The organism is Priestia aryabhattai B8W22 (genome assembly GCF_000956595.1).
Classification (GTDB): domain Bacteria; phylum Bacillota; class Bacilli; order Bacillales; family Bacillaceae_H; genus Priestia; species Priestia aryabhattai.
This window is the reverse complement of record NZ_JYOO01000003.1, coordinates 175,684-195,938: the sequence shown is the minus strand read 5'-3', so window position 1 is coordinate 195,938 and position 20,255 is coordinate 175,684. Positions and strand designations below refer to the sequence as shown.

The window sequence follows — 20,255 nt, the reverse complement described above, 5'->3', positions numbered from 1 at the left end:
TTTTTATTCTTACTAATAAATTTAATAAGAATAATTTAAGAGCATATACGCTGATCAGACTAACTGAAGGCTGCTTCTCTTTTCAAAGAGATAGCGGCCTTTTTGTATTTTTTTATAAAAAGGGGAGTAAAACATGAAGAAAAAAGCAGTTCAGTTTTTAATGGTGCTGACAGCACTGCTCGTGGTGCTAGCAGGTTGCGGCAATGGAAAATCTACTGAAACAGCAGGGAAAGATAGTTCTGCGAGTAAAAACGATTCAAAAAAACCGGTAGAACTTTTAAACGTTTCATATGATCCTACACGTGAGCTTTATCAGGAGTTCAATAAGAGCTTTGCGTCTTATTGGAAAGATAAAACAGGGCAAGACGTCACTATCCAGCAATCACACGGTGGCTCTGGTAAGCAAGGCCGAGCAGTTATTGACGGTTTAGAAGCGGATGTAGTAACGCTGGCGCTTGCTTACGATATTGATGAAATCGCTCAAACTCGCCAATTATTAAACAAAGACTGGGAAAAAGAATTGGCTCATAATTCTACACCATACACATCAACGATTGTTTTTTTAGTTCGTAAAGGAAATCCAAAAGGAATTAAAGATTGGGATGATTTAACGAAAAAAGGTACATCTGTTATTACGCCAAATCCAAAAACTTCTGGAGGCGCACGCTGGAATTATTTAGCGGCTTGGGCATACGCGAAGGATAAATATAACGGAGATAATAAAAAGATTGAAGACTTCATGAGTAAGCTTTATGGAAACGTCGAAGTGTTAGACTCAGGCGCACGTGGAGCTACAACTACCTTTGTAGAACGAGGCATTGGAGACGTGTTAATTGCATGGGAAAACGAAGCTTACTTATCGTTAAATGAGCTAGGAAAAGATAAATTTGAAATTGTCACACCGTCATTAAGTATTTTAGCAGAGCCGCCTGTTGCTGTAGTAGATAAAGTAGCTGAAAAGAAAGGCACGACAAAGGTAGCAAAAGCATACTTAAAATACCTATATACAGAAAAAGGTCAGGAAATAGCAGCGGAAAACTACTATCGCCCTCGAAATGAAAAAGTATTAGAGGAACACAAAGATCAATTTCCTTCTCTTAACCTAGTTACCATTAAAGATTTTGGTGGATGGAAAAAAGCTCAAGAAACGCATTTTAACGATGGAGGAACATTCGATCAGATTTATCAGCCAAAGTAATATGATGCATTAAAAAAGTAGAAAGAGGAAGATACGAATGGTGATTCGTATCTTCTGTGTACATGTATCTGAAAAGCAGAGAGAGGTGTGAGACGTGAGCGTGTTACAACGACAGAAGAAAAAGAAAAGCATCTTACCTGGGTTTGGGCTTTCTTTAGGTTTTACGATGTTTTATGCAAGCATCCTTGTTCTTTTTCCGTTATCTATGATTTTTTTCAATACGGCATCTATGGGGTGGAGCGACTTTATTAAAACTGTTACAGACCCTAGAGTAGTAGCATCGTATAAATTAAGCTTTGGAGCAGCATTTGCAGCCGGCATCATTAATGTTATTTTTGGAACCATTATTGCGTGGGTATTAGTGAGGTATCATTTTCCTGGAAAGAGGCTTATTGACGGACTTGTGGATTTGCCGTTTGCCTTGCCAACGGCTGTTGCCGGCATTGCCTTGACCACTCTTTACGTTCCGAAAGGATGGATTGGTCAATTATTTACGTTTAAAATCGCATTTACGCCTATCGGAATTATTATCGCTCTTACGTTTATCGGTCTGCCGTTTGTAGTCCGAATGGTGCAGCCGGTATTGCAAAACTTTAATGCAGAGATTGAAGAAGCATCTGCTAGTTTAGGAGCTAGCCGAATACAGACGTTCAGAAAAGTTATTTTTCCGGAGCTGGTGCCTGCTGTTTTAACAGGTTTTTCTCTTTCATTCGCAAGAGCGCTTGGAGAATATGGGTCGGTTGTTTTTATTGCTGGAAATATGCCGATGAAAACTGAAATTACGCCGCTTATTATTATGACAAAACTCGAGCAGTACGATTATGCGGGCGCTACTGCTATTGCATCAGTCATGCTCGTTGTATCATTTTTTCTGTTATTACTTATTAATATTATTCAATGGTGGACAAATCGTAAATTTGTATATAGTTAAGGAGGGATGACATTGGCAGGACATGTTCCAATGCAGCATGCAAAAACGACTGTTGAAATCACTCATTCTAGTTTAAAAGAGCCCAAAGTGGTCCAATGGCTGCTTACATTTATTGCGCTGGTTTTTTTAGCTCTATTCTTAGTGCTTCCGCTCATCACCATTTTTATGACAGCCTTTCAAAAAGGGTGGGAAACGTATCTCGCTGCGATTACGAATCCGGATGCTTTGGCTGCTATTAAACTAACGCTAATTGTTGTGCTTATTACCGTTCCTTTAAATGCCGTTTTTGGCGTGGTAGCTGCATGGTTAATTACGAAGTTTGATTTTAAAGGAAAGAATATTTTAATTACGCTTATTGATTTACCGTTTGCCGTTTCGCCTGTTATTGCTGGATTGGTTTTTATTTTATTATTTGGTGCACAAGGGTTATTCGGAGAATGGCTGTTTAATCAAGATATTAAAATTGTCTTTGCTATTCCCGGTATTATATTAGCTACCCTTTTTGTAACGCTTCCGTTTGTTGCCAAAGAATTGATTCCACTCATGCAAGCTCAAGGGTCAGCCGAAGAAGAAGCGTCGTTAACGTTAGGAGCCAGTGGTTTCAAAACTTTTTTTCTAGTGACGTTACCGAATATTAAATGGGGCTTATTATATGGCATTATTTTATGTAATGCGCGTGCAATTGGGGAGTTTGGAGCCGTTTCCGTTGTGTCTGGACACATTCGAGGAATGACAAATACGATGCCTCTGCAAATTGAAATTCTCTACAATGAATATCAATTTGCAGCAGCGTTTGCGGTAGCATCTTTAATGTCAATTTTAGCTATTTTCACATTAATTATAAAAAATATTATTGAGTGGAAAGCCAAACATATTTAAACAGGAAGGAGCTTATGAGATGAGTATCCATATTAAGCACGTATCAAAGAACTTTGGTGATTTTAAAGCGCTGGATTCTATTAACATTGATATTCAAACGGGTGAATTAGTAGCGTTACTCGGTCCGTCCGGTTCTGGAAAAACATCTTTGCTTCGCATCATTGCCGGTCTTGAACATCTTGATCAAGGAGCTATTTTATTTGATGGAAAGGAAATTACGCACGTAAATCCAAAAGAGCGGAATGTGGGGTTTGTTTTTCAACACTATGCTTTGTTCAGGCATATGACTGTGTTTGATAACATTGCGTATGGTTTAAAAGTACGACCTAAAAAAACAAGACCTTCTAAAACAGACATTAACAAGAAAGTAACCGAGCTGCTGCAGCTTGTTAAATTAGAGCCGCTTGCAGATCGCTATCCTTCTCAATTATCGGGCGGACAGCGCCAGCGAGTAGCGCTTGCACGAGCGTTAGCAGTAGAACCGAAAGTACTACTATTAGATGAACCTTTTGGCGCTCTGGATGCAAAAGTTCGCAAGGATTTACGCAGATGGCTGCGTAAATTGCATAATGATTTTCATATTACGAGTATTTTCGTTACGCATGATCAAGAAGAAGCCTTGGATGTAGCTGATCGTATTGTTGTGATGAACAACGGGAAAATTGAGCAGATTGGAAGTCCTGAAGAAGTGTATGATTATCCTAACAGTCCATTTGTGTACGATTTTTTAGGAAACGTCAATTTATTCAAGGGCCGCATTCATAAAGGGAAACTACAACAAGGAAGCTTTGAAATGGATGTTCCGGAATTTAGCGGAAGAAATGAAGAAGCAGCTGTTGGATATGTGCGACCTCATGATATTCACCTTGAAAAGATAAAAACAAGCGCAGATGCCGTTTCTGCAACGGTTAGCCATATTCATGTGATAGGACCTATCGTGCAAATTGAATTAAAAAGAGAAGATGCAGAAGAATTTCTAGAAGCTGAATTAAGTAAAGAGCATTATAAAACGCTCAGCCTTCAAGTAGGAGAGCAGGTGTATGTAAAGCCTAAGCAGCTAAAAGTATTTATTCCAGAAGATTATTCTATATGATAAAAAGCGTGAAGGGTGCGCCTTTACGCTTTTTATCTATTAAAAATTAGTACCAGATATTAAAAGTAGATGTTATAATTAAGTATCAACTGATTTGAGGTGGAGAAATGATACAATCAAAAGCTAGAATCACAGGCATGGGGACGTATACACCAAAGCAAAAATTAACGAACGACCATTTAAAAGAAATGGTTGATACAAATGACGAATGGATTGTGCAGCGTACGGGAATGAAAGAGCGACGAATTGCTGGTGAAGGCGAATACACGTCTACGCTTGCCATTCGAGCAGTTGGAAATTTGCTTAACCGATATGCTGTAGAAATAAAAGATGTAGATGCAATTATTGTTTCGACAACAACGCCTGATCACTTTTTTCCCAGCGTAGCATGTCAGATTCAAGAATACTTTCATATTGAGCAAGCTGCAGCATTTGACTTAAGCGCTGCATGCGCCGGGTTTACATATGGCCTTCATGTGGCCAATGGCTTAGTGACATCGGGACTGCATAAAAAGATTTTAGTTATCGGTGCGGAAGTGATGTCGAAAATTACAGATTATACGGACCGGGCAACATGCGTGCTGTTTGGTGATGGAGCGGGAGCGATGCTTGTAGAGTTCGACGAGTGTAATCCGAGTTTCTTAGGCTCTCATTACGGAACGGATGGAAGCGGAGGCGTAAATTTATACCGTTCTAATTTATCTGACACTCTTTCAGAAAAAGAAATTAACTCGAGCGGGAATTTGGTTCAAAACGGACGTGAAGTGTATCGTTTTGCCGTCCGAACGGTTCCAAAAGGAGTAGAAGCCTTATTACAAAATACACCTATTTCTCTTTCTGATGTAAATTGGTTTATTCCACACAGCGCAAATCTTCGAATGATTGAAGCGATTTGTGCTAAAACAGGTGTTTCAATGGATAAAACGTTAACGAGTGTGCAATACTGCGGAAATACATCTTCAGCTTCTATTCCGCTTGCTTTAAACGAAGGGATAGTGACAGGAAAAGTACGGAATAATGACCTTCTTATTCTCTATGGGTTTGGAGGAGGATTAACGCACTGCGGTTTGTTAATTAAGTGGACGTGTAAAGAAAAAAGCTAAAAGGCCTCGCCTTTTAGCTTTTTTGTCTTTTACCGCTAGGAAGAATTCGGTAAAATGGAAAAAGAAGTAAAGGGGTGTGCGCATGAATCACGTTTTATACATTGAAGATAATGAAGAAATTGGATTAATGATTCAAAAAGAGCTTAAAAAGAAAAACTATGAAGTTACTTGGTTACAATCAGGAGATAGCGCCAGTCAGTTTATTAAACAAGCGGATATTGTTATTTTAGATGTAATGCTTCCTGGATTAGATGGATTTACCGTAGGGAAAAAGCTTAAAAAGTTAGCGCCCGATGTCCCTGTTTTAATGCTTTCAGCTCGTACAGCTCTAGAAGATAAGATTATTGGGCTAGAGTTTGCCGATGACTATGTCACAAAGCCGTTTCATCCAGAAGAGCTGCTGGCAAGGCTCGAAGTATTGTTAAGAAGGTTTTCAAGAAAGAAAGAAGAACTTATTTTAAAACATTTGCATATTTCGATGATAGACTATCGTGTAATGAACAGAGAGACAAGTGAAGAAATTAGTTTAACAGGTAAGCAATTTCATATTTTCACTTATTTTCTTCAGCATTTAAATCAAATTTTAACAAAAGAACAAATTTATGAAGGGGTATGGAAAGAACGTTATATAGAAGGAGATAAAACGTTAATGGTACATATTCGCTATTTGCGAGAAAAATTGGAGAAAAATGCAGCTAAGCCTGAAATTATTGAAACAATACGAGGGATTGGCTACAGGGTCAAGCAATGAACGTTGCACAGTCCCTTGTTACGAAGTATATCTTAATTATGATTGTAGCCGTATTGATTATACCGTTATCATTTTTTGCGGGCTCATGGCTGATCACCGTTCCTTTTATGCATATTCAAGGATTATTAAATGAAGAGTATAAAGGAAAAAGCTATTATGAACAAATGTGGAATCAAGAAGCCAAAAAGCTAGACGGAGCAAATGAGGAAACAATCAATAAAAAGCTCAAACTATTGAAGGGAAAATATCCTGAAGCTTCAATGTTTTGGGTAAACGAAGCTGGACAAACACAGCTCCCGCTTCCTTATCATGAATTACTCCCGAAGCAATGGTCATCTTCTTATACGGCTGAATTTATAAAAAGGCGGTATGGAAACGATCCGTATACGGTTCTTGCCTTTATTGGAACAGATAAAAAGCAAGGTTTTATGGTAATTGAAGTACCGGAAGAAGCTGTTGAGCTGCCTATTCAGAAGCTAGATCCAGCCTACTATAATATTTATTTAGGATTTGTTTGTGTCATTGTGCTTTCTTTTATTGTGCTTTCTCTGTTCTTCTTCCTTCGAATTCGAAAGAGGCTAAGTGCATTACAAGTCGCTATGAATAACAAAGACGAGCAAGGAATTCCCTTGCCTGTTGCATCTGAGTACACGGATGAAATTGGACAGCTAGAACAATCATTTAATCAAATGGTAAGACAGCTTCATGAAAGTCGGAGCCGAGAGCAGCTAGAAGCACAGCTGAGGCAAGACTTAATTATGAGCCTGTCCCATGATTTACGGACACCGCTCACGACCGTTCGAACCCATATCTATCAGCTGAAAAGTGAAGAAGTAACGTGGAATGTTCAACAGGCTCTTGAAGTAATTGATACTAAAATAGAATTTGTCAGCAGTTTAATAGATAATTTATTTTCTTATACGCTGCTGTTAAATGGAAAATATCCGTATCGAGAAGAGGAGGTTGATATGGTTCGATTTTTCAGAAAAAGCATTGCGCAGTGGTATCCACTATTTGAAGAAGAAAATATGGAAGTGGATATTCAGCTACCGCCACAGTCTCTATACTGGTATGGAGACGTGCAGTGGTTAGAGAGAATAATAGATAACTTATGTCAAAACGTAATTCGTCATGCTAAAGAAGGTCGTTTTATTGGTTTTCGCCTTGTTCAAGAACATAATTCATCTTCTCTTATCATTTCTGATAAAGGGTCAGGCTTTAAAAAGAATAGTGAGACCAAACAAAACGGTGTAGGTTTAGCGGTTGTAGATGTGATGATTAAAGAAATGGGGTTAACGTGGTCAATTCATTCAACAAAACATGGAACGGATATTCAAATTGTGTATGAAGCGAGTGATTAATTCACTCGCTTTTTTTAAACGGATTTTAACCTTTCTTTTCCTTCCCCTTAACTTTCTCTGTTTATAGTAATAGAGAGGTGATAAAAGTGGAAATTGTTAAAACGACTCAGGTGACAAAAGTATTTAAAGGAGTAGAAGCTGTAAGTGAAGTGAATCTTTCCATCAAAGAAGGAGAAATCTATGGCTTTTTAGGACCTAACGGAGCTGGAAAGACGACAACGATTCGAATGCTGCTCGGTCTAATGAAGCCAACGAGTGGCGGAATTGAGCTGTTTGGAGAAAGAATAATAAATCATAGGCAGCATATTCGAGCCTTAAAACAGATAGGTTCACTTGTAGAGAGTCCTTCTTATTATGCACATCTAACTGCAAGAGAAAATCTAGAGGTACTTCGCAAGATACTAGGCGTATCTAGAAATAGAGTGGATGAAGTACTAGATATTGTAAAGTTAACAAAGGAAGCAAATCGTCCAGTTAAAGGATTTTCTCTCGGGATGAAACAGCGTCTTGGCATTGCTTCTGCACTTCTAGGAAACCCTCGCTTATTAATCCTAGATGAACCAACTAATGGACTAGATCCTGCAGGAATTCAAGAAATTCGCTCATTAATTAAAGAAATGCCAAGGGAAAATGGCGTTACCGTTTTGATTTCAAGTCATTTACTTTATGAAATTGACCACTTAGCGACTCAAGTAGGCATTATTACAAAAGGAAAGATGCTATTTAATGGATCAATTGAATCGCTTCGCAAAAAGGCTAAACATCAAGTGGCATTTACAATAGGGGAGGTAGAAAAGGCAAAAACGATACTATTAACAAACGGACTTGTACCTACTGTCAATAAAAACAGCCTCCTTCTAGATTATATTGATCATGAGCAAGTGGCACATCTTGTTTATCAACTCGTGCAAGAAAATGTCTCTATCTATCGCGTCGAAGAAAAAATAAAATCACTAGAAGATATCTTTTTAAAGCTGACGAGCGAGGAGAATGAACATGTTCATAAAAATAATGCAGGCTGAGTGTATGAAATTAAAAAGAAAATGGCTTTGGTTTTTATTATTTTTAGGTCCAGCAGGTGTAGTAGGCTTAACACTTGTAGATTACAGCGTTCGATATGAATATTTAATTCAACAAAATCCAAATGTGTGGGAAGGTCTTTTTCATGAAATAAACATTACGCTTCCTACAGCTTTTTTACTGGGAGGAACAATTCTTGCTTCAAATATAGCGCATGTTGAATATCATAGAAGCTCCTGGAAGCATCTGCTGAGCTTACCTGTAACCAGGCTAAGTGTTTATACGGCAAAATTTATAGTAGTTATGGCTATGTTACTCATCGCTTCTGCTTTTCTATCGATTGGTATAATCGGGCTGGGGTGGTGGTTAGGATTTGGTCTTCCTTCTTCTTGGAAAACCCTTTTTGTTTATAACTTCTATCCGTTCTTTTCAGCCATCCCGTTTGTGGCTATTCAAATATGGCTATCTATGCTTTTTAAAAATCAAAGCCGTTCTCTTGCACTAGGTATTATGATGAGTGTGACAATGAGTGGTATGGGAGAATTGCCAAGCTGGTTTATTTGGCAATGGCCGATGTTAGTATTCTCTGATTACCGGAATACGTATATGATAACAGGCGCGATTATCGGTATCTTCTTATATGGTGCAGGCGCCTTTCACTTTATCAGAAAGGATGTGGCGTAAATGTTGTGGCAATTATGTAAGGTAGAATGGTTTAAATTGTTGAAAACAAAAGCCTGGGTATATCTTTTTATTAGTCCAATTCTTATCGCTGCTATCCTTTTTGTGGGAGATCCGGCGTTGCCAAATGGGAAAATGAAATGGCTTATGGCAAGTGCCTTCATTGCCAATGTTCACGGCTTATTACTTTTTCCGCTAATTGGCGGTTTAGTAACTTCGTTCGTTTGTCGATACGAACACGAAGCAGGAGGGTGGAAACAATTATTATCTCTTCCTGTGACAAGGACAGCAGTATACGGAGCAAAATTGATCACAGCAGCGGCTTTTATGGGAATTCTTCAAGTGCTTGTATTTGTTGCTTTATTAGGGGTTAGCATATTGAAAGACTACCCGAGTGCTATTCCATTAAAAATGATAGCTGGAAATATGCTAGGCGGCTGGATTGCAGTGTTGCCAATTCTTGCGTTTATGCTAGTTGTGTCGATGGCACTTTCTAGCTTTGGAGCATCTTTAACAGTTAACGTCATTTTCACACTACCGAATTTATTCGTTGTTAATTCTCAAAGATTTGGCCCGTGGTACCCATGGACTCAGCCGATGTATGGAATGTTAAGAGTAACGGGAAAAGAATCATGGGATTTGATGCTGACTACACAGACTTTCTTAGTGGTTATCATAAGCAGCTTTCTTCTTTTTGTAGCAGCAGGTTCACTGTATTTTCAGCGCAAACATATATAATAGAAAAAACCCGCTTTTATACAGCGGGTTTTCAACTGGCTTTTGGAATGGTAAAACCTACTCCAAAGACGTCGCGCACATCGTGTACGACCACAAAAGCTTGTTCGTCGACTTTATGAATAATGCGCTTTAACTCTAGCAGTTCTTGTTTGTTCACAACTACGTACAATACGTCTTTTGCTTCTTTTGTATAGCTTCCATGAGCAGAAAAGACAGTGACGCCGCGCTGCATCTTTTTATTGACTTGTTCGGCTACTTCAGCTGAACGGTGCGAAATAATGGTGATTGCTTTGCGGGGGTTGAGTCCTTCAATGATATAATCAAGCACCTTTGTTCCAATATAAAGAGAAATAACCGTGTACATCGTCTTTTCTCCCCCGATGACAAAATAAGCGCTTGCTACAACTAATAAATCAATTGCTAGCATCGTTTTGCTAATATTCCAGTCTAGATATTGATTAGCTAAGCGGGCGATAACTGCAGAGCCTCCGGAAGTTCCGCCTCCTCTAAACACTAGTCCGAGTCCTACTCCGGCTAAAATCCCAGCAAAAATAGCCCCCAGTAGCGTATCGTCAAGAGGATTTCCCAGTCCTTCAGTTATATGTAGGAATAGAGATGTGAAAATAATACATATAATTGTGTAAGCAATCACACGTTTGTGAAGCAATTTGTATCCGATCAGTACCAGCAAACCGTTTAATATAAAGTTTGTGATACCCGGCGACCAGCCTAGTACATAATAGGTAATCATTGTTACACCGGTTACGCCGCCTTCTGCTAATTCATTTGGAATAGCAAAATAATTAATGGCCAGTGCGAAAATGAGGCTCCCTAGAATAATGAGGATAATTTCTTTTATTTTATTAATCATGAACGTTACCTCCAATCATCAAAAACTCCGAAAACACAGTCATGACAATGTATTATACCAACTCTAGAGAATGAATTAAAGATGGTATATTATTATTTTTTTAAAAATCAGTTTCTACTATTAACATAAAATCTTTTGACAGTTTTTATGGAGTATGAAAAAATGAATTGTTTGCTTTTATTTTGATTAAAAAGTTTTGCAATGAGAATGTTCGTTCGGTAAAATAGAAGCAAGAGTCAAGGGGGAGAATGAACGTGTATCAAGATGAATTAAAACAGTATGCGAAGTTAGTAATGCCTGAGCATTTAGAGAAAATGAAGAAAATGTACAGTCCCGAGGCGCATAAGCAGTCTTTAGGGTTGAAAAAAGAAAAGATTGAGCATATTGAAAATGTCATTATGAACAGTTACTCGGAGCATCATCCAGTAACGCTTCACGTCTATGAAGCAGGACATATTCAAAGGTATGAACGAGTGACGATCGATAAAGTCTCGCTGCAGTCGAATACGCTGATGGTGACAGGGCCTTGTTATACATATTCGATTCGAGCAGATGCAGTAATTGAAGCAGATGTATGGAAAGATGAAAGCTACTCTAGCTAAGAGTAGCTTTTTTGTTCGATTTGTATCTTTTTTTTAACGCTTGCATACAATACATAAAAGCATATTCTGCGAGTAGTAACTTTTAGCTACTAGGAAATTTTGATTAAAGAAGGGATATTGTATGCAAAATGAAAAAACTCAAGTAAGAGAAATTGAATTAACGCAGTTCATTAAAAAAAGACTCGTTCGTTTTATCTCAAGTTTAGCTATTTCTTCTGCCCTTGCTTCTATATTATATATGCTTCTGTTTTTATTTAAATGATGGGTCACTTCGAGTTGTCCAAAAAGGTGGACAACTTTTTTTGATGTATAGGCTCTCATTAAAACAGGACAAGCTAAACATAATTCAGTCAGGAGAAATTCAATCGGTCAAGAAATAGTCAAAAACAGTCATAGCTAATTAAGTGCAAGAAAACCTTTACATATAATGAGAAAAGTAGACAAATTCTTGAATTACCAGCTTATTTCCTTTTGTATAAACTATTATTAAAACAAATGCAAATCTAATTATTCGTTCAAAAAACTTTATTTTGTAATTAAAAAAATGAATGTTTTTGATTTTTTATGATTGATTTTGAATGTAAACCGTGATAAAGTAAGTACATGAAATAAATGAAAACGCTTTTTTGAAAAAGGAGCTAGAACATGTTAACGCCGGAGAGACATCAACTAATCTTAAAACTTTTAAAAGAGAAAGAACTTGTAAAAGTACAAGAGTTTATCGAAGTTACAGGCGCTTCGGAATCCACAATTAGAAGAGACTTAAGTCAACTAGAAGAAGAGCAAATGCTCAAACGTGTTCACGGTGGCGCTTCGCTTATTCGCAGTAAACGAATCGAACTAAGCGTTATCGAAAAATCTGCTAAAAATGTTCAAGATAAACGAAACATTGCAGAGTATGCGGCTTCCATTATAAATGAAGGTGACTGTATTTTTTTAGATGCAGGAACTACAACGTATGAAATGATTCCTTTTTTAAAGCAAAAAGATGTAGTTGTCGTGACAAATGGTTTAATGCATTTAAACCCGATGCTAGAACAAGGTATCACCCTCTATTTAATTGGAGGATCCGTTAAACATAAAACGGGTGCTTTAATTGGCAATGGAGCTCTTTTAAGTCTTGAGCAGTATCGTTTTGATAAGTGCTTTATGGGAGCGAATGGGATTCATCATCAATATGGATATACAACTCCTGATCCAGAAGAAGCATTGATCAAGCAAACGGCAATGAAGCTGTCTAGAGAATCTTATATTTTATCAGATTCTACTAAGTTTTTTGAAACAAGTTTTGCGAAAATAGCCGATTTACATGAAGCAAAAATTATAACAAATGACGTACCTAGCGATGTACTTACACAGTATGCAAACAAAACAGACATAAAGGTTGTGAAATCATGATTTATACATGTACGTTGAACCCATCCGTTGATTACGTAGTACATGTTTCAGCATTCGAAGAAGGCGGACTTAACCGCACAACGAATGAAGCCAAGTTTCCAGGAGGAAAAGGCATTAACGTCTCTCGCGTTTTAAAACGATTAGGTGTTGATAATAAAGCTCTCGGTTTTGTAGCCGGCTTTACAGGAACCTATATCGAAGACTACTTAAAAGCGGAGAATATTGAAACAGCTTTTACAAGAGTTGATGGAGATACCCGCATTAACGTAAAGTTAAAAACCGAAAAAGAAACAGAAATTAACGGTCAAGGACCTGCTATTACAGACGAAGCGCTTCAGTCTTTATTGACTCAAGTAAAGCAAATGACTGAAGGCGATATCTTCGTATTAGCGGGGAGTATACCGAAAACGCTTCCAAGTTCTGTGTATGAAACATTAACTGAACTAGCAGCAGCGAACGGAGTAAAAGTTGTAGTAGATGCAAGTGGAAAAACCTTGCTAGACGTCGTATCTCACAAGCCGTTTTTTATCAAACCGAATCATCATGAACTTGCAGAATTGTTTGATGTAGAAGTAAACAGTGCAGAAGATGCGCTAGTATATGGTAAAAAACTCGTGGAACAAGGAGCGCAAAACGTCGTTGTATCCATGGCAGGCGATGGAGCACTTCTTATTAACGAAAGCGGTGTCTACAGTGCCACAGTCCCTAAAGGAACAGTGAAAAATTCTGTTGGAGCTGGCGATTCACTTGTAGCTGGATTTATTGCTTCTTATGTAAAGCAAGGGGATTTATTAGAAGCCTTTCAAACAGGAGTTGCTTCAGGAAGTGCCACAGCATTCTCACTTGAATTATGTACAGCAGAAGATGTAAAGACGCTTCGTGAACAAGTGTCAATCACAAAGGTAGAGTAGGGGGAACCGAGAATGAGAATTACAGAACTATTAAAAAAAGATACAATCATTCTTGATTTAAAAAGCACGTCAAAAGCTGATGTTATTGATGAGTTAGTTGGAAAATTAGACGAAGCTGGTCGCTTAAGCGACCGAGCTGGCTATAAAGAAGCAATTTTAAACCGTGAATCTCAAAGTACAACAGGAATTGGGGAAGGCATCGCCATTCCGCATGCGAAAACAAGCTCGGTAAAAACACCGGCCATTGCATTTGGACGCTCAACAGAAGGTATCGATTATGAATCATTAGACGGACAGCCTGCACACCTATTCTTCATGATTGCAGCGAGTGAAGGCGCGAATAACGCTCACTTAGAAACACTATCTCGTTTGTCTACGTTATTAATGGACGAATCGTTCCGAAAAACGTTGCTAACGGCATCATCGATTGATGAAGTCATTAAAGCAATTGATGATAAAGAAACTGAAAATGAAGCGCCGGAAGAAGAAGTGGATACAGCTTCAGATCAATTAGTGCTTGCTGTAACGGCTTGTCCAACAGGAATTGCCCACACATATATGGCAGCGGACAGCCTAAAAGCAAAAGCGAAAGATATGAACGTGACGCTCAAAGTTGAAACAAATGGTTCCAGCGGTGTTAAAAACGCGTTGACGAAGGAAGAAATTGAAAACGCTACCGCTATTATTGTTGCAGCGGACAAGCAAGTAGAAATGGAACGTTTTGCAGGTAAAAAAGTTATTCAAGTCCCAGTAGCTGAAGGAATTCGCAAGCCTGAACAATTAATTAACCGCGCGTTAAAAGGAGACGCTCCTGTATACAGCGGCGGTGGTGGCAGCAAAGAAGGCGGAGAAAGTAAAGGATCAGAGCGTACAGGGTTTTACAAACATTTAATGAGCGGTGTATCAGCAATGCTTCCGTTTGTTGTAGGGGGCGGGATCTTAATTGCCATTTCATTTATGTTTGGCATTCACTCAGCAGAACCGAAAGATCCAACGTACAATGCATTTGCAGCGGCGCTAAAAACAATTGGCGGAGATAATGCATTCTTCTTACTAGTACCGGTACTAGCGGGGTTCATTGCAATGAGTATTGCTGATCGTCCTGGTTTAGCTCCTGGTATGGTGGCAGGTCTTCTAGCAGCTTCTGGTGGAGGCGGTTTCTTAGGTGGTTTAATCGCTGGTTTCTTAGCGGGTTATGTAGTAGTGGGATTAAAGAAATTATTCAGCGGTTTACCGCAAGCGCTTGATGGAATTAAGCCAGTTCTTCTTTATCCGCTATTTGGGATTTTTATCTCAGGATTGATTATGCTTTATGTTGTAAACGAGCCAGTTAGTGCAATTAACAAAGGATTAACGCACTGGTTAAGTGGATTTGGTACAGGTAACTTAGTATTATTAGGTATTATCTTAGGCGGTATGATGGCTATTGATATGGGTGGCCCTATTAACAAAGCAGCCTTTACATTTGGTATTGCAATGATTGATGCTGGAAACTATGCACCACACGCAGCGATTATGGCAGGCGGTATGGTTCCACCATTAGGTATGGCTATTGCGACAACTTTGTTCAAAAACAAATTTACTCGCCAAGAGCGTGAAACAGGTAAAACGTGTTATGTAATGGGTCTTTCATTTATCACAGAAGGTGCGATTCCATTCGCAGCAGCTGACCCAGGCCGTGTCATTCCCGCATCGGTTATCGGTGCTGCAGTAGCAGGTGCTTTAACAATGATGTTCCACATCGGTTTACCAGCACCACATGGCGGCGTATTCGTTATCGGAATTGTACAAGGAAATCCTCTTTTATATGCACTAGCAATTTTAATTGGTGCAATTGTAACAGCGGTCCTTGTAGGTGTATTAAAAAAGCCAAAAGCAGAATAACAAATAAAGACTGATTTTACATGATGTAAAATCAGTCTTTTTGTGTTTTCGTGGTAGACATTTGTTCTTTATGAGAGTACAATTACGGTAGTATTCCTTTAATTTTTAGAAAAGTTAGATAGATAAGCTTTTCTACTTGATAAAATATGATACAATAATCGAATATTAAAAACAAAGTAAGGAAGTGTCTCAAACATGAAGGTTGCGAAGTTTGGCGGGAGTTCAGTTGCAAGCGCAGAGAAATTTAAACAGGTTGCGCATATTGTAACGTCTGATAAAGAGAGAAAGCTGGTAGTTGTATCAGCTCCGGGCAAGCGATACGGAGAAGATACAAAAATGACAGATTTGCTAATCGCACTTTCTGCCAAAATACAGCTTGGAGAAGATTACGTCGATGAGTTTGGGCAAGTAATTGATCGCTATCGTGAAATTGTTGTGGACTTGTCTATGCCAGAAACGATTATTACGGACATTATTACGAATTTACAATCACTTATTGATTTACATAAAAACGATCCGTTTCGCTTATTAGACTGTCTAAAAGCAAGCGGAGAAGATAATAACGCAAAGGTAATGGCTGCTTATTTAAACCATTTAGGGTTTGAAGCTCATTATGTAAATCCAAAAGAAGCAGGTATTTTTGTTTCTGATGAACCCGGAAGAGCAAGAGTGCTTCCACTGTCTTATGAAAAACTACCTCAGCTAAGAGAGCGTTCGGGCATTTTGGTGATTCCAGGATTCTTTGGCTACTCTGAAGAAGGGAACATGGTTACGTTCTCGCGCGGTGGGTCAGATATCACAGGCTCGATTGTAGCAGCGGGAGTAAAAGCTGATTTGTATGAAAACTTTACCGACGTAGATGCTATTTATAGCGTAGATCCAAGACTTGTGGAAAAGCCTCATGAAATGAAAGAAGTCACATACAGAGAAATGCGTGAACTATCCTATGCAGGTTTTTCTGTCTTCCATGATGAAGCGCTAGAGCCGGTTTATAAACTAGGCATTCCTGTATGTGTAAAGAATACAAATAATCCTGAAGCAAAGGGTACATTTATTGTAGCTGAGCGTCCTCACGGCGATACGCCGGTGGTCGGAATCGCTGGGGACAAAGGTTTTTGCAATATTCATGTGAGCAAATACTTATTAAACCGTGAAATTGGTTTTGGCAGAAGATTGCTTGAAATTTTAGAAGATGAAGGTATTTCCTACGAACATACTCCTTCAGGAATTGATAATATCTCTGTCATCATGCGCGAGCATCAGCTTACGCCAGATGTGGAAAAGCGTGTATTTGCTCGAATTGAAAAAGAACTTGAAGTAGATGAAATCTTTATTGAGCGTGATCTTGCTATGGTTATGGTAGTAGGAGAGGGAATGAATAGCACAGTAGGGATTGCTGCAAAAGCGACAGACGCTTTTGCTCGTGCTGAAGTGAATCTTGAAATGATCAATCAAGGATCTTCTGAGGTGAGCATGATGTTTGGTGTGAAAGCAGCCGCTTTAGACCGTGCTGTTCAAGCTCTTTACAATACGTATTTTAACAGCATGTACAGTATTTCTTATTCTAATGTAAAATAAACAAGACGAAAAATCCCGCTTTCTTTTTAGAGAGCGGGGTTTTCTAGTGAAGGCGTATAAAAATCAAATTTGTGGACATAAAAGGAAGGAAGAGTGAACTAAAAGGAGGAAACACAGTGAAGAAACGACCCTTTTTCATATTCTTTTCCCTTATAGGTATTAGCGTACTTTCAGCATGCCACAATGATGATGCAGCACCGGCAAGAGAAGCTCAAAATAAACAAGGCGTGACAAATGGCGGAACGCCGATGAGCTATGACAATCAAAGTGAAAACACATCTTTTAACTTTTTAAAATTTGATTTAGAAGTAGACTATAAGGGGCTCAACAATGATTATGAAGCCGACTATGAAAATGAAAATGATGAGATAGAAGCCAAAGTGGATGATAATATTAACGATGAGCACTTGAACGGAGACAAAGCTTTTAATAAATTATCTTCAAAATTTAAAAAGTTAAATTTTGATCAGCGCACGCCCGATGAAGATGTGAAAAAGGAAGTAATCGATGCGTTTGATCTAAAAAAAGATTTTCAGTCTTTTGAATTAGAAGTTCGTTTTTCAAACGGAACGGAAAAAGAATACAACTTTAAACAAAAGTAAGACGTTAAAGTGAAGAAAAAAGTGGAAACACGAGAGAGGTTGAGACATAACTACATCAATCGAATCTAAAGGCGAACAAAGAGGATCAATGAGCTAGTATGAATCGCTTGTGACACCGCTGTTGAATTCCCTGCAAGACTTCGCTTTCAGCGGGCGGCCGCTGAGTCTTCTTGTCGCTTATGCTCCTGCGGGGTCTCATCTATTCCGCTTTTCCCGCAGGAGTCTTCGTCTTGCCCTCCAATCAACAGCTAGAAGCACCTATCTAGATGAAACCTACATTCATCATCACCGTGAAAAATCCAACTTGTTCAGATTTTCCTTCGACTAAAATACTTTTGTCCCATCCTCTTTTTTTATGTCTAAAAAAAGGAGAATAGTGAAAGGATGGTGATAAATAAGCAAAAGGAGGAATCACGGATGCAAAAGTGGATAATGAACGGATGCGTGGTCTTTATCTTATTAATGCTGGGAGCATGCAGTATGGTAAAAGAGCAAAATAACGCTCATGAAAACCATTTGGAAGCAGAGGAAGCGAAAGAAACAAGCGAAGTATCGGTAGAACCTGTTAAAGTGAATTTAACGAATACATCAGGCAAAAAAGTAGGAGAGGCTACGCTGACAGAAGCAAAGAACGGTGTGCAAATTAAATTAACTGCTCAAGGTCTTTCACCCGGGAGACATGGATTTCATATTCATGAAATAGGAAAATGTGAGGTGCCGGATTTTAAAACAGCAGGGGCCCATTTTAATCCTTTTAAACGTGAACACGGCTTTAAAAATACAAAAGGCCCGCATGCCGGTGACTTGCCCAACCTAGAAGTTGCGCCAAATGGAAAAGTAGATACCGAAATTTTTGCTTCTCTCGTCACGCTGCAAGAAGGAAAGCCGAATTCTCTTTTGGATATGGATGGGTCGGCATTAGTGATACATGACAAAGTCGACGATTACACAACGGACCCTTCAGGAAACTCAGGAGATCGAATTATTTGTGGAGTGGTTACAAAATAAGCCAAAAAGCTGTGAGATCATTCACGGCTTTTTTATTTCAGTAACGAGCCGCTTCTAAATTGCGGTGAGCTTCTTTTTTTTGCACAATAGAAGAAAGAGCTAAAGAAGGTGAAAATATGCATAAGCAAGTTGTTGTAATAGGCGGAGGAATAGGTGGGTTAACAGCCGGAGCGCTTTTAGCTAAGCATGGCTATGAAGTGACGGTTTTAGAAGCTTCTCGAGAGTGGGGAGGCTGTGCCGGGAAATTCCAGCGCCATCTTTATACATTTCCTGTTGGAGCGACGCTTGGAATGGGCTTTGAGCGCGGAGGGATACATGAGCGAATCAGCACGTACCTTGGCCTAGAAATTGAAAAGATTTCTCTTGAGAAAATCATGAAAGTTCATCTTCCTCATCGTACACTGATTTATTATCAAGACCGGCATCAGCATATTTCCTATCTTCAAAAACAATTTCCTCATAAAGCGAAGAATATTAGGAGCTTCTATGAAAGTATTTTTAGAGTTGCAAAAGAAATTCGCAAGCTCATGCGGCCGCTGCCGGTTCTTCCTCCTCTGACAGTCGGTGAGTGGAGTCGGCTGGTAAGTTCGTTAAATCTTGGGTCTGTGAAGTTATTACCTTATTTTCATCGATCGTTTAGTCATTTACTAAAAAAACACAGCTTACTAGACGAAACGGACTTTCTTCATTTTGTTGATGGTCAATTAATAGACAGCATGCAGACAACGAGTGAGAACTGTTCAATGCTTATCGGATGTCTAGCGTTGGATATTTATCACGAAGGAGCTTTCTACGTGAAGGGTGGCTTATACAAAGTCGCAGAAGCCCTGCAAAAATCGATTAAAGCCAACGGAGGAAAAACGATTCTAGGAAGGAAAGCAGTAAAGATAGAGCGTGATAACGACGAGTGGATAGTGCATGATCATAGAGGTAACCGCTACAGTGCTTCAGACGTTGTATGCAACGCGCCAATTCAAAGCTTAAAGTCTTTACTGCATGATGAAGATTACCAACATATCCATAAGCGGATCAAAGAAAAAAGCGAGCTTCCGCAGTGGGGAACGTTTTCGATGTATGTTGCGATTGATGAAGGAGATTTGCCGCAGAAGGTAGAGTTGTTTCAGCAAGTGCTTCAATCCGAACAAGGCGAGATGACGGAAGGAAATCATTTATTTATCTCCGTGTCTCATCCTGACGATCGTTTTCGCGCGCCTCAAGGCAAGCGTACAATTACAGCGTCTACTCACATTGAGCTTAGCAAGTGGCGTAACAAAGAAGCCTATGATGTTCAAAAACAAGTTCTTGAGAAAAAAATGATGGCAGGAATTAAAACCATCATTCCTAACATTGAAGAAGCAGAGCATCAAATTTCAGGAGCTCCTAAAGCATGGGAAAGGTTCACTTCTCGCCCAAACGGCGGAGTGGGAGGCTTTCCGCAAACGTTAGATCATGCTTTGTTCAACAGCATTTCGCATCGATCTGGCTTACAAGGGCTGTGGCTGTGCGGAGATACAGTGTTTCCGGGAGCGGGAACTATAGGCGTATCGGTAAGCGGCTATCATGTTTTTCAAAGTATAACGTCTCGTCAGCATAGGTTACCTTAACGTTTCGTACAGACAAACTACTAGTGTTACCATCAAAAAACA

The 20,255-nt window shown here is 39.1% G+C and carries 20 protein-coding genes; 19 read left to right on the top strand and 1 reads right to left on the bottom strand.

Translation table 11 applies throughout. The annotated features are described in order from the left end of the window. Positions 1 to 133: 133 nt before the first annotated feature. From N178_RS03660 to N178_RS03615, 10 genes are all read left to right on the top strand, one after another. Entirely contained in the window at positions 134 to 1,198 is a 1,065-nt protein-coding gene (locus N178_RS03660; protein ID WP_045290539.1) for a sulfate ABC transporter substrate-binding protein, read from the top strand. Positions 1,199 to 1,292: 94 nt separating this feature from the next. Beyond that, positions 1,293 to 2,129 carry a sulfate ABC transporter permease subunit CysT gene (gene cysT, locus N178_RS03655; protein WP_045290537.1) on the top strand — a complete coding sequence of 279 codons (837 nt, stop codon included), beginning with the start codon at positions 1,293 to 1,295 and terminating at the stop codon, positions 2,127 to 2,129. A gap of 12 nt (positions 2,130 to 2,141) precedes the next feature. Then, positions 2,142 to 3,008: a sulfate ABC transporter permease subunit CysW gene (gene cysW / locus N178_RS03650; RefSeq protein ID WP_045290536.1), complete on the top strand. Its 867-nt coding sequence runs from the start codon at positions 2,142 to 2,144 to the stop codon at positions 3,006 to 3,008. A 19-nt stretch (positions 3,009 to 3,027) separates the two neighbouring features. Next, positions 3,028 to 4,101 (top strand): sulfate/molybdate ABC transporter ATP-binding protein, encoded by a 1,074-nt coding sequence (locus N178_RS03645; RefSeq protein ID WP_045290534.1) that lies wholly within the window; start codon positions 3,028 to 3,030, stop codon positions 4,099 to 4,101. Between the two features lie 107 nt (positions 4,102 to 4,208). After that, the gene (locus N178_RS03640) at positions 4,209 to 5,204 is read left to right on the top strand and encodes a ketoacyl-ACP synthase III (protein WP_045290532.1); all 996 of its coding nucleotides are present in this window, start codon (positions 4,209 to 4,211) and stop codon (positions 5,202 to 5,204) included. A gap of 82 nt (positions 5,205 to 5,286) precedes the next feature. Continuing rightward, on the top strand, positions 5,287 to 5,955 hold the full coding sequence (locus N178_RS03635; protein ID WP_045290531.1) for a response regulator transcription factor: 669 nt from the start codon (positions 5,287 to 5,289) through the stop codon (positions 5,953 to 5,955). Beyond that, positions 5,952 to 7,316, top strand: coding sequence for a HAMP domain-containing sensor histidine kinase (locus N178_RS03630; RefSeq protein ID WP_045290529.1), 1,365 nt, complete (start codon positions 5,952 to 5,954; stop codon positions 7,314 to 7,316). The genes N178_RS03635 and N178_RS03630 overlap by 4 nt, the downstream gene beginning before the upstream one ends. Positions 7,317 to 7,402: 86 nt before the next feature. Continuing rightward, positions 7,403 to 8,338: an ABC transporter ATP-binding protein gene (locus N178_RS03625; protein WP_045290528.1), complete on the top strand. Its 936-nt coding sequence runs from the start codon at positions 7,403 to 7,405 to the stop codon at positions 8,336 to 8,338. Next, positions 8,313 to 9,020 carry an ABC transporter permease gene (locus N178_RS03620; RefSeq protein WP_045290527.1) on the top strand — a complete coding sequence of 236 codons (708 nt, stop codon included), beginning with the start codon at positions 8,313 to 8,315 and terminating at the stop codon, positions 9,018 to 9,020. Before N178_RS03625 ends, N178_RS03620 begins: the two co-directional genes overlap by 26 nt. Then, the gene (locus N178_RS03615; RefSeq protein WP_045290526.1) at positions 9,021 to 9,755 is read left to right on the top strand and encodes an ABC transporter permease; all 735 of its coding nucleotides are present in this window, start codon (positions 9,021 to 9,023) and stop codon (positions 9,753 to 9,755) included. A gap of 31 nt (positions 9,756 to 9,786) precedes the next feature. Here the strand turns inward: N178_RS03615 and N178_RS03610 are convergent, their stop codons facing one another. Beyond that, a complete protein-coding gene (locus N178_RS03610; RefSeq protein ID WP_028413534.1) occupies positions 9,787 to 10,626 on the bottom strand; it encodes a YitT family protein in 840 nt (279 codons plus the stop codon). A gap of 248 nt (positions 10,627 to 10,874) precedes the next feature. Between N178_RS03610 and N178_RS03605 the strand changes: the two genes are divergently transcribed. The 9 genes from N178_RS03605 to N178_RS03570 all read left to right on the top strand — a co-directional run bounded on the left by N178_RS03605 (position 10,875) and on the right by N178_RS03570 (position 20,213). Further along, positions 10,875 to 11,228 (top strand): YolD-like family protein, encoded by a 354-nt coding sequence (locus N178_RS03605; RefSeq protein WP_033578844.1) that lies wholly within the window; start codon positions 10,875 to 10,877, stop codon positions 11,226 to 11,228. Positions 11,229 to 11,349: 121 nt separating this feature from the next. Continuing rightward, positions 11,350 to 11,490: a hypothetical protein gene (locus N178_RS26870; RefSeq protein ID WP_013056833.1), complete on the top strand. Its 141-nt coding sequence runs from the start codon at positions 11,350 to 11,352 to the stop codon at positions 11,488 to 11,490. Positions 11,491 to 11,873: 383 nt separating this feature from the next. Beyond that, on the top strand, positions 11,874 to 12,626 hold the full coding sequence (locus N178_RS03600; protein ID WP_045290524.1) for a DeoR/GlpR family DNA-binding transcription regulator: 753 nt from the start codon (positions 11,874 to 11,876) through the stop codon (positions 12,624 to 12,626). Then, positions 12,623 to 13,537 carry a 1-phosphofructokinase gene (pfkB, locus tag N178_RS03595; RefSeq protein ID WP_014460320.1) on the top strand — a complete coding sequence of 305 codons (915 nt, stop codon included), beginning with the start codon at positions 12,623 to 12,625 and terminating at the stop codon, positions 13,535 to 13,537. The genes N178_RS03600 and pfkB overlap by 4 nt, the downstream gene beginning before the upstream one ends. Before the next feature lie 12 nt (positions 13,538 to 13,549). Then, positions 13,550 to 15,421, top strand: coding sequence for a PTS fructose transporter subunit IIABC (locus tag N178_RS03590; protein ID WP_045290523.1), 1,872 nt, complete (start codon positions 13,550 to 13,552; stop codon positions 15,419 to 15,421). 195 nt (positions 15,422 to 15,616) lie between these two features. Next, on the top strand, positions 15,617 to 16,999 hold the full coding sequence (locus N178_RS03585; RefSeq protein ID WP_045290521.1) for an aspartate kinase: 1,383 nt from the start codon (positions 15,617 to 15,619) through the stop codon (positions 16,997 to 16,999). A gap of 116 nt (positions 17,000 to 17,115) precedes the next feature. Next, on the top strand, positions 17,116 to 17,601 hold the full coding sequence (locus N178_RS03580; RefSeq protein WP_045290519.1) for a YusW family protein: 486 nt from the start codon (positions 17,116 to 17,118) through the stop codon (positions 17,599 to 17,601). 417 nt (positions 17,602 to 18,018) lie between these two features. Further along, positions 18,019 to 18,609, top strand: a complete 591-nt coding sequence (locus N178_RS03575; protein ID WP_045290517.1) for a superoxide dismutase family protein — start codon at positions 18,019 to 18,021, stop codon at positions 18,607 to 18,609. A 116-nt stretch (positions 18,610 to 18,725) separates the two neighbouring features. Continuing rightward, a complete protein-coding gene (locus N178_RS03570; protein ID WP_045290515.1) occupies positions 18,726 to 20,213 on the top strand; it encodes an FAD-dependent oxidoreductase in 1,488 nt (495 codons plus the stop codon). Positions 20,214 to 20,255 lie beyond the last annotated feature (42 nt).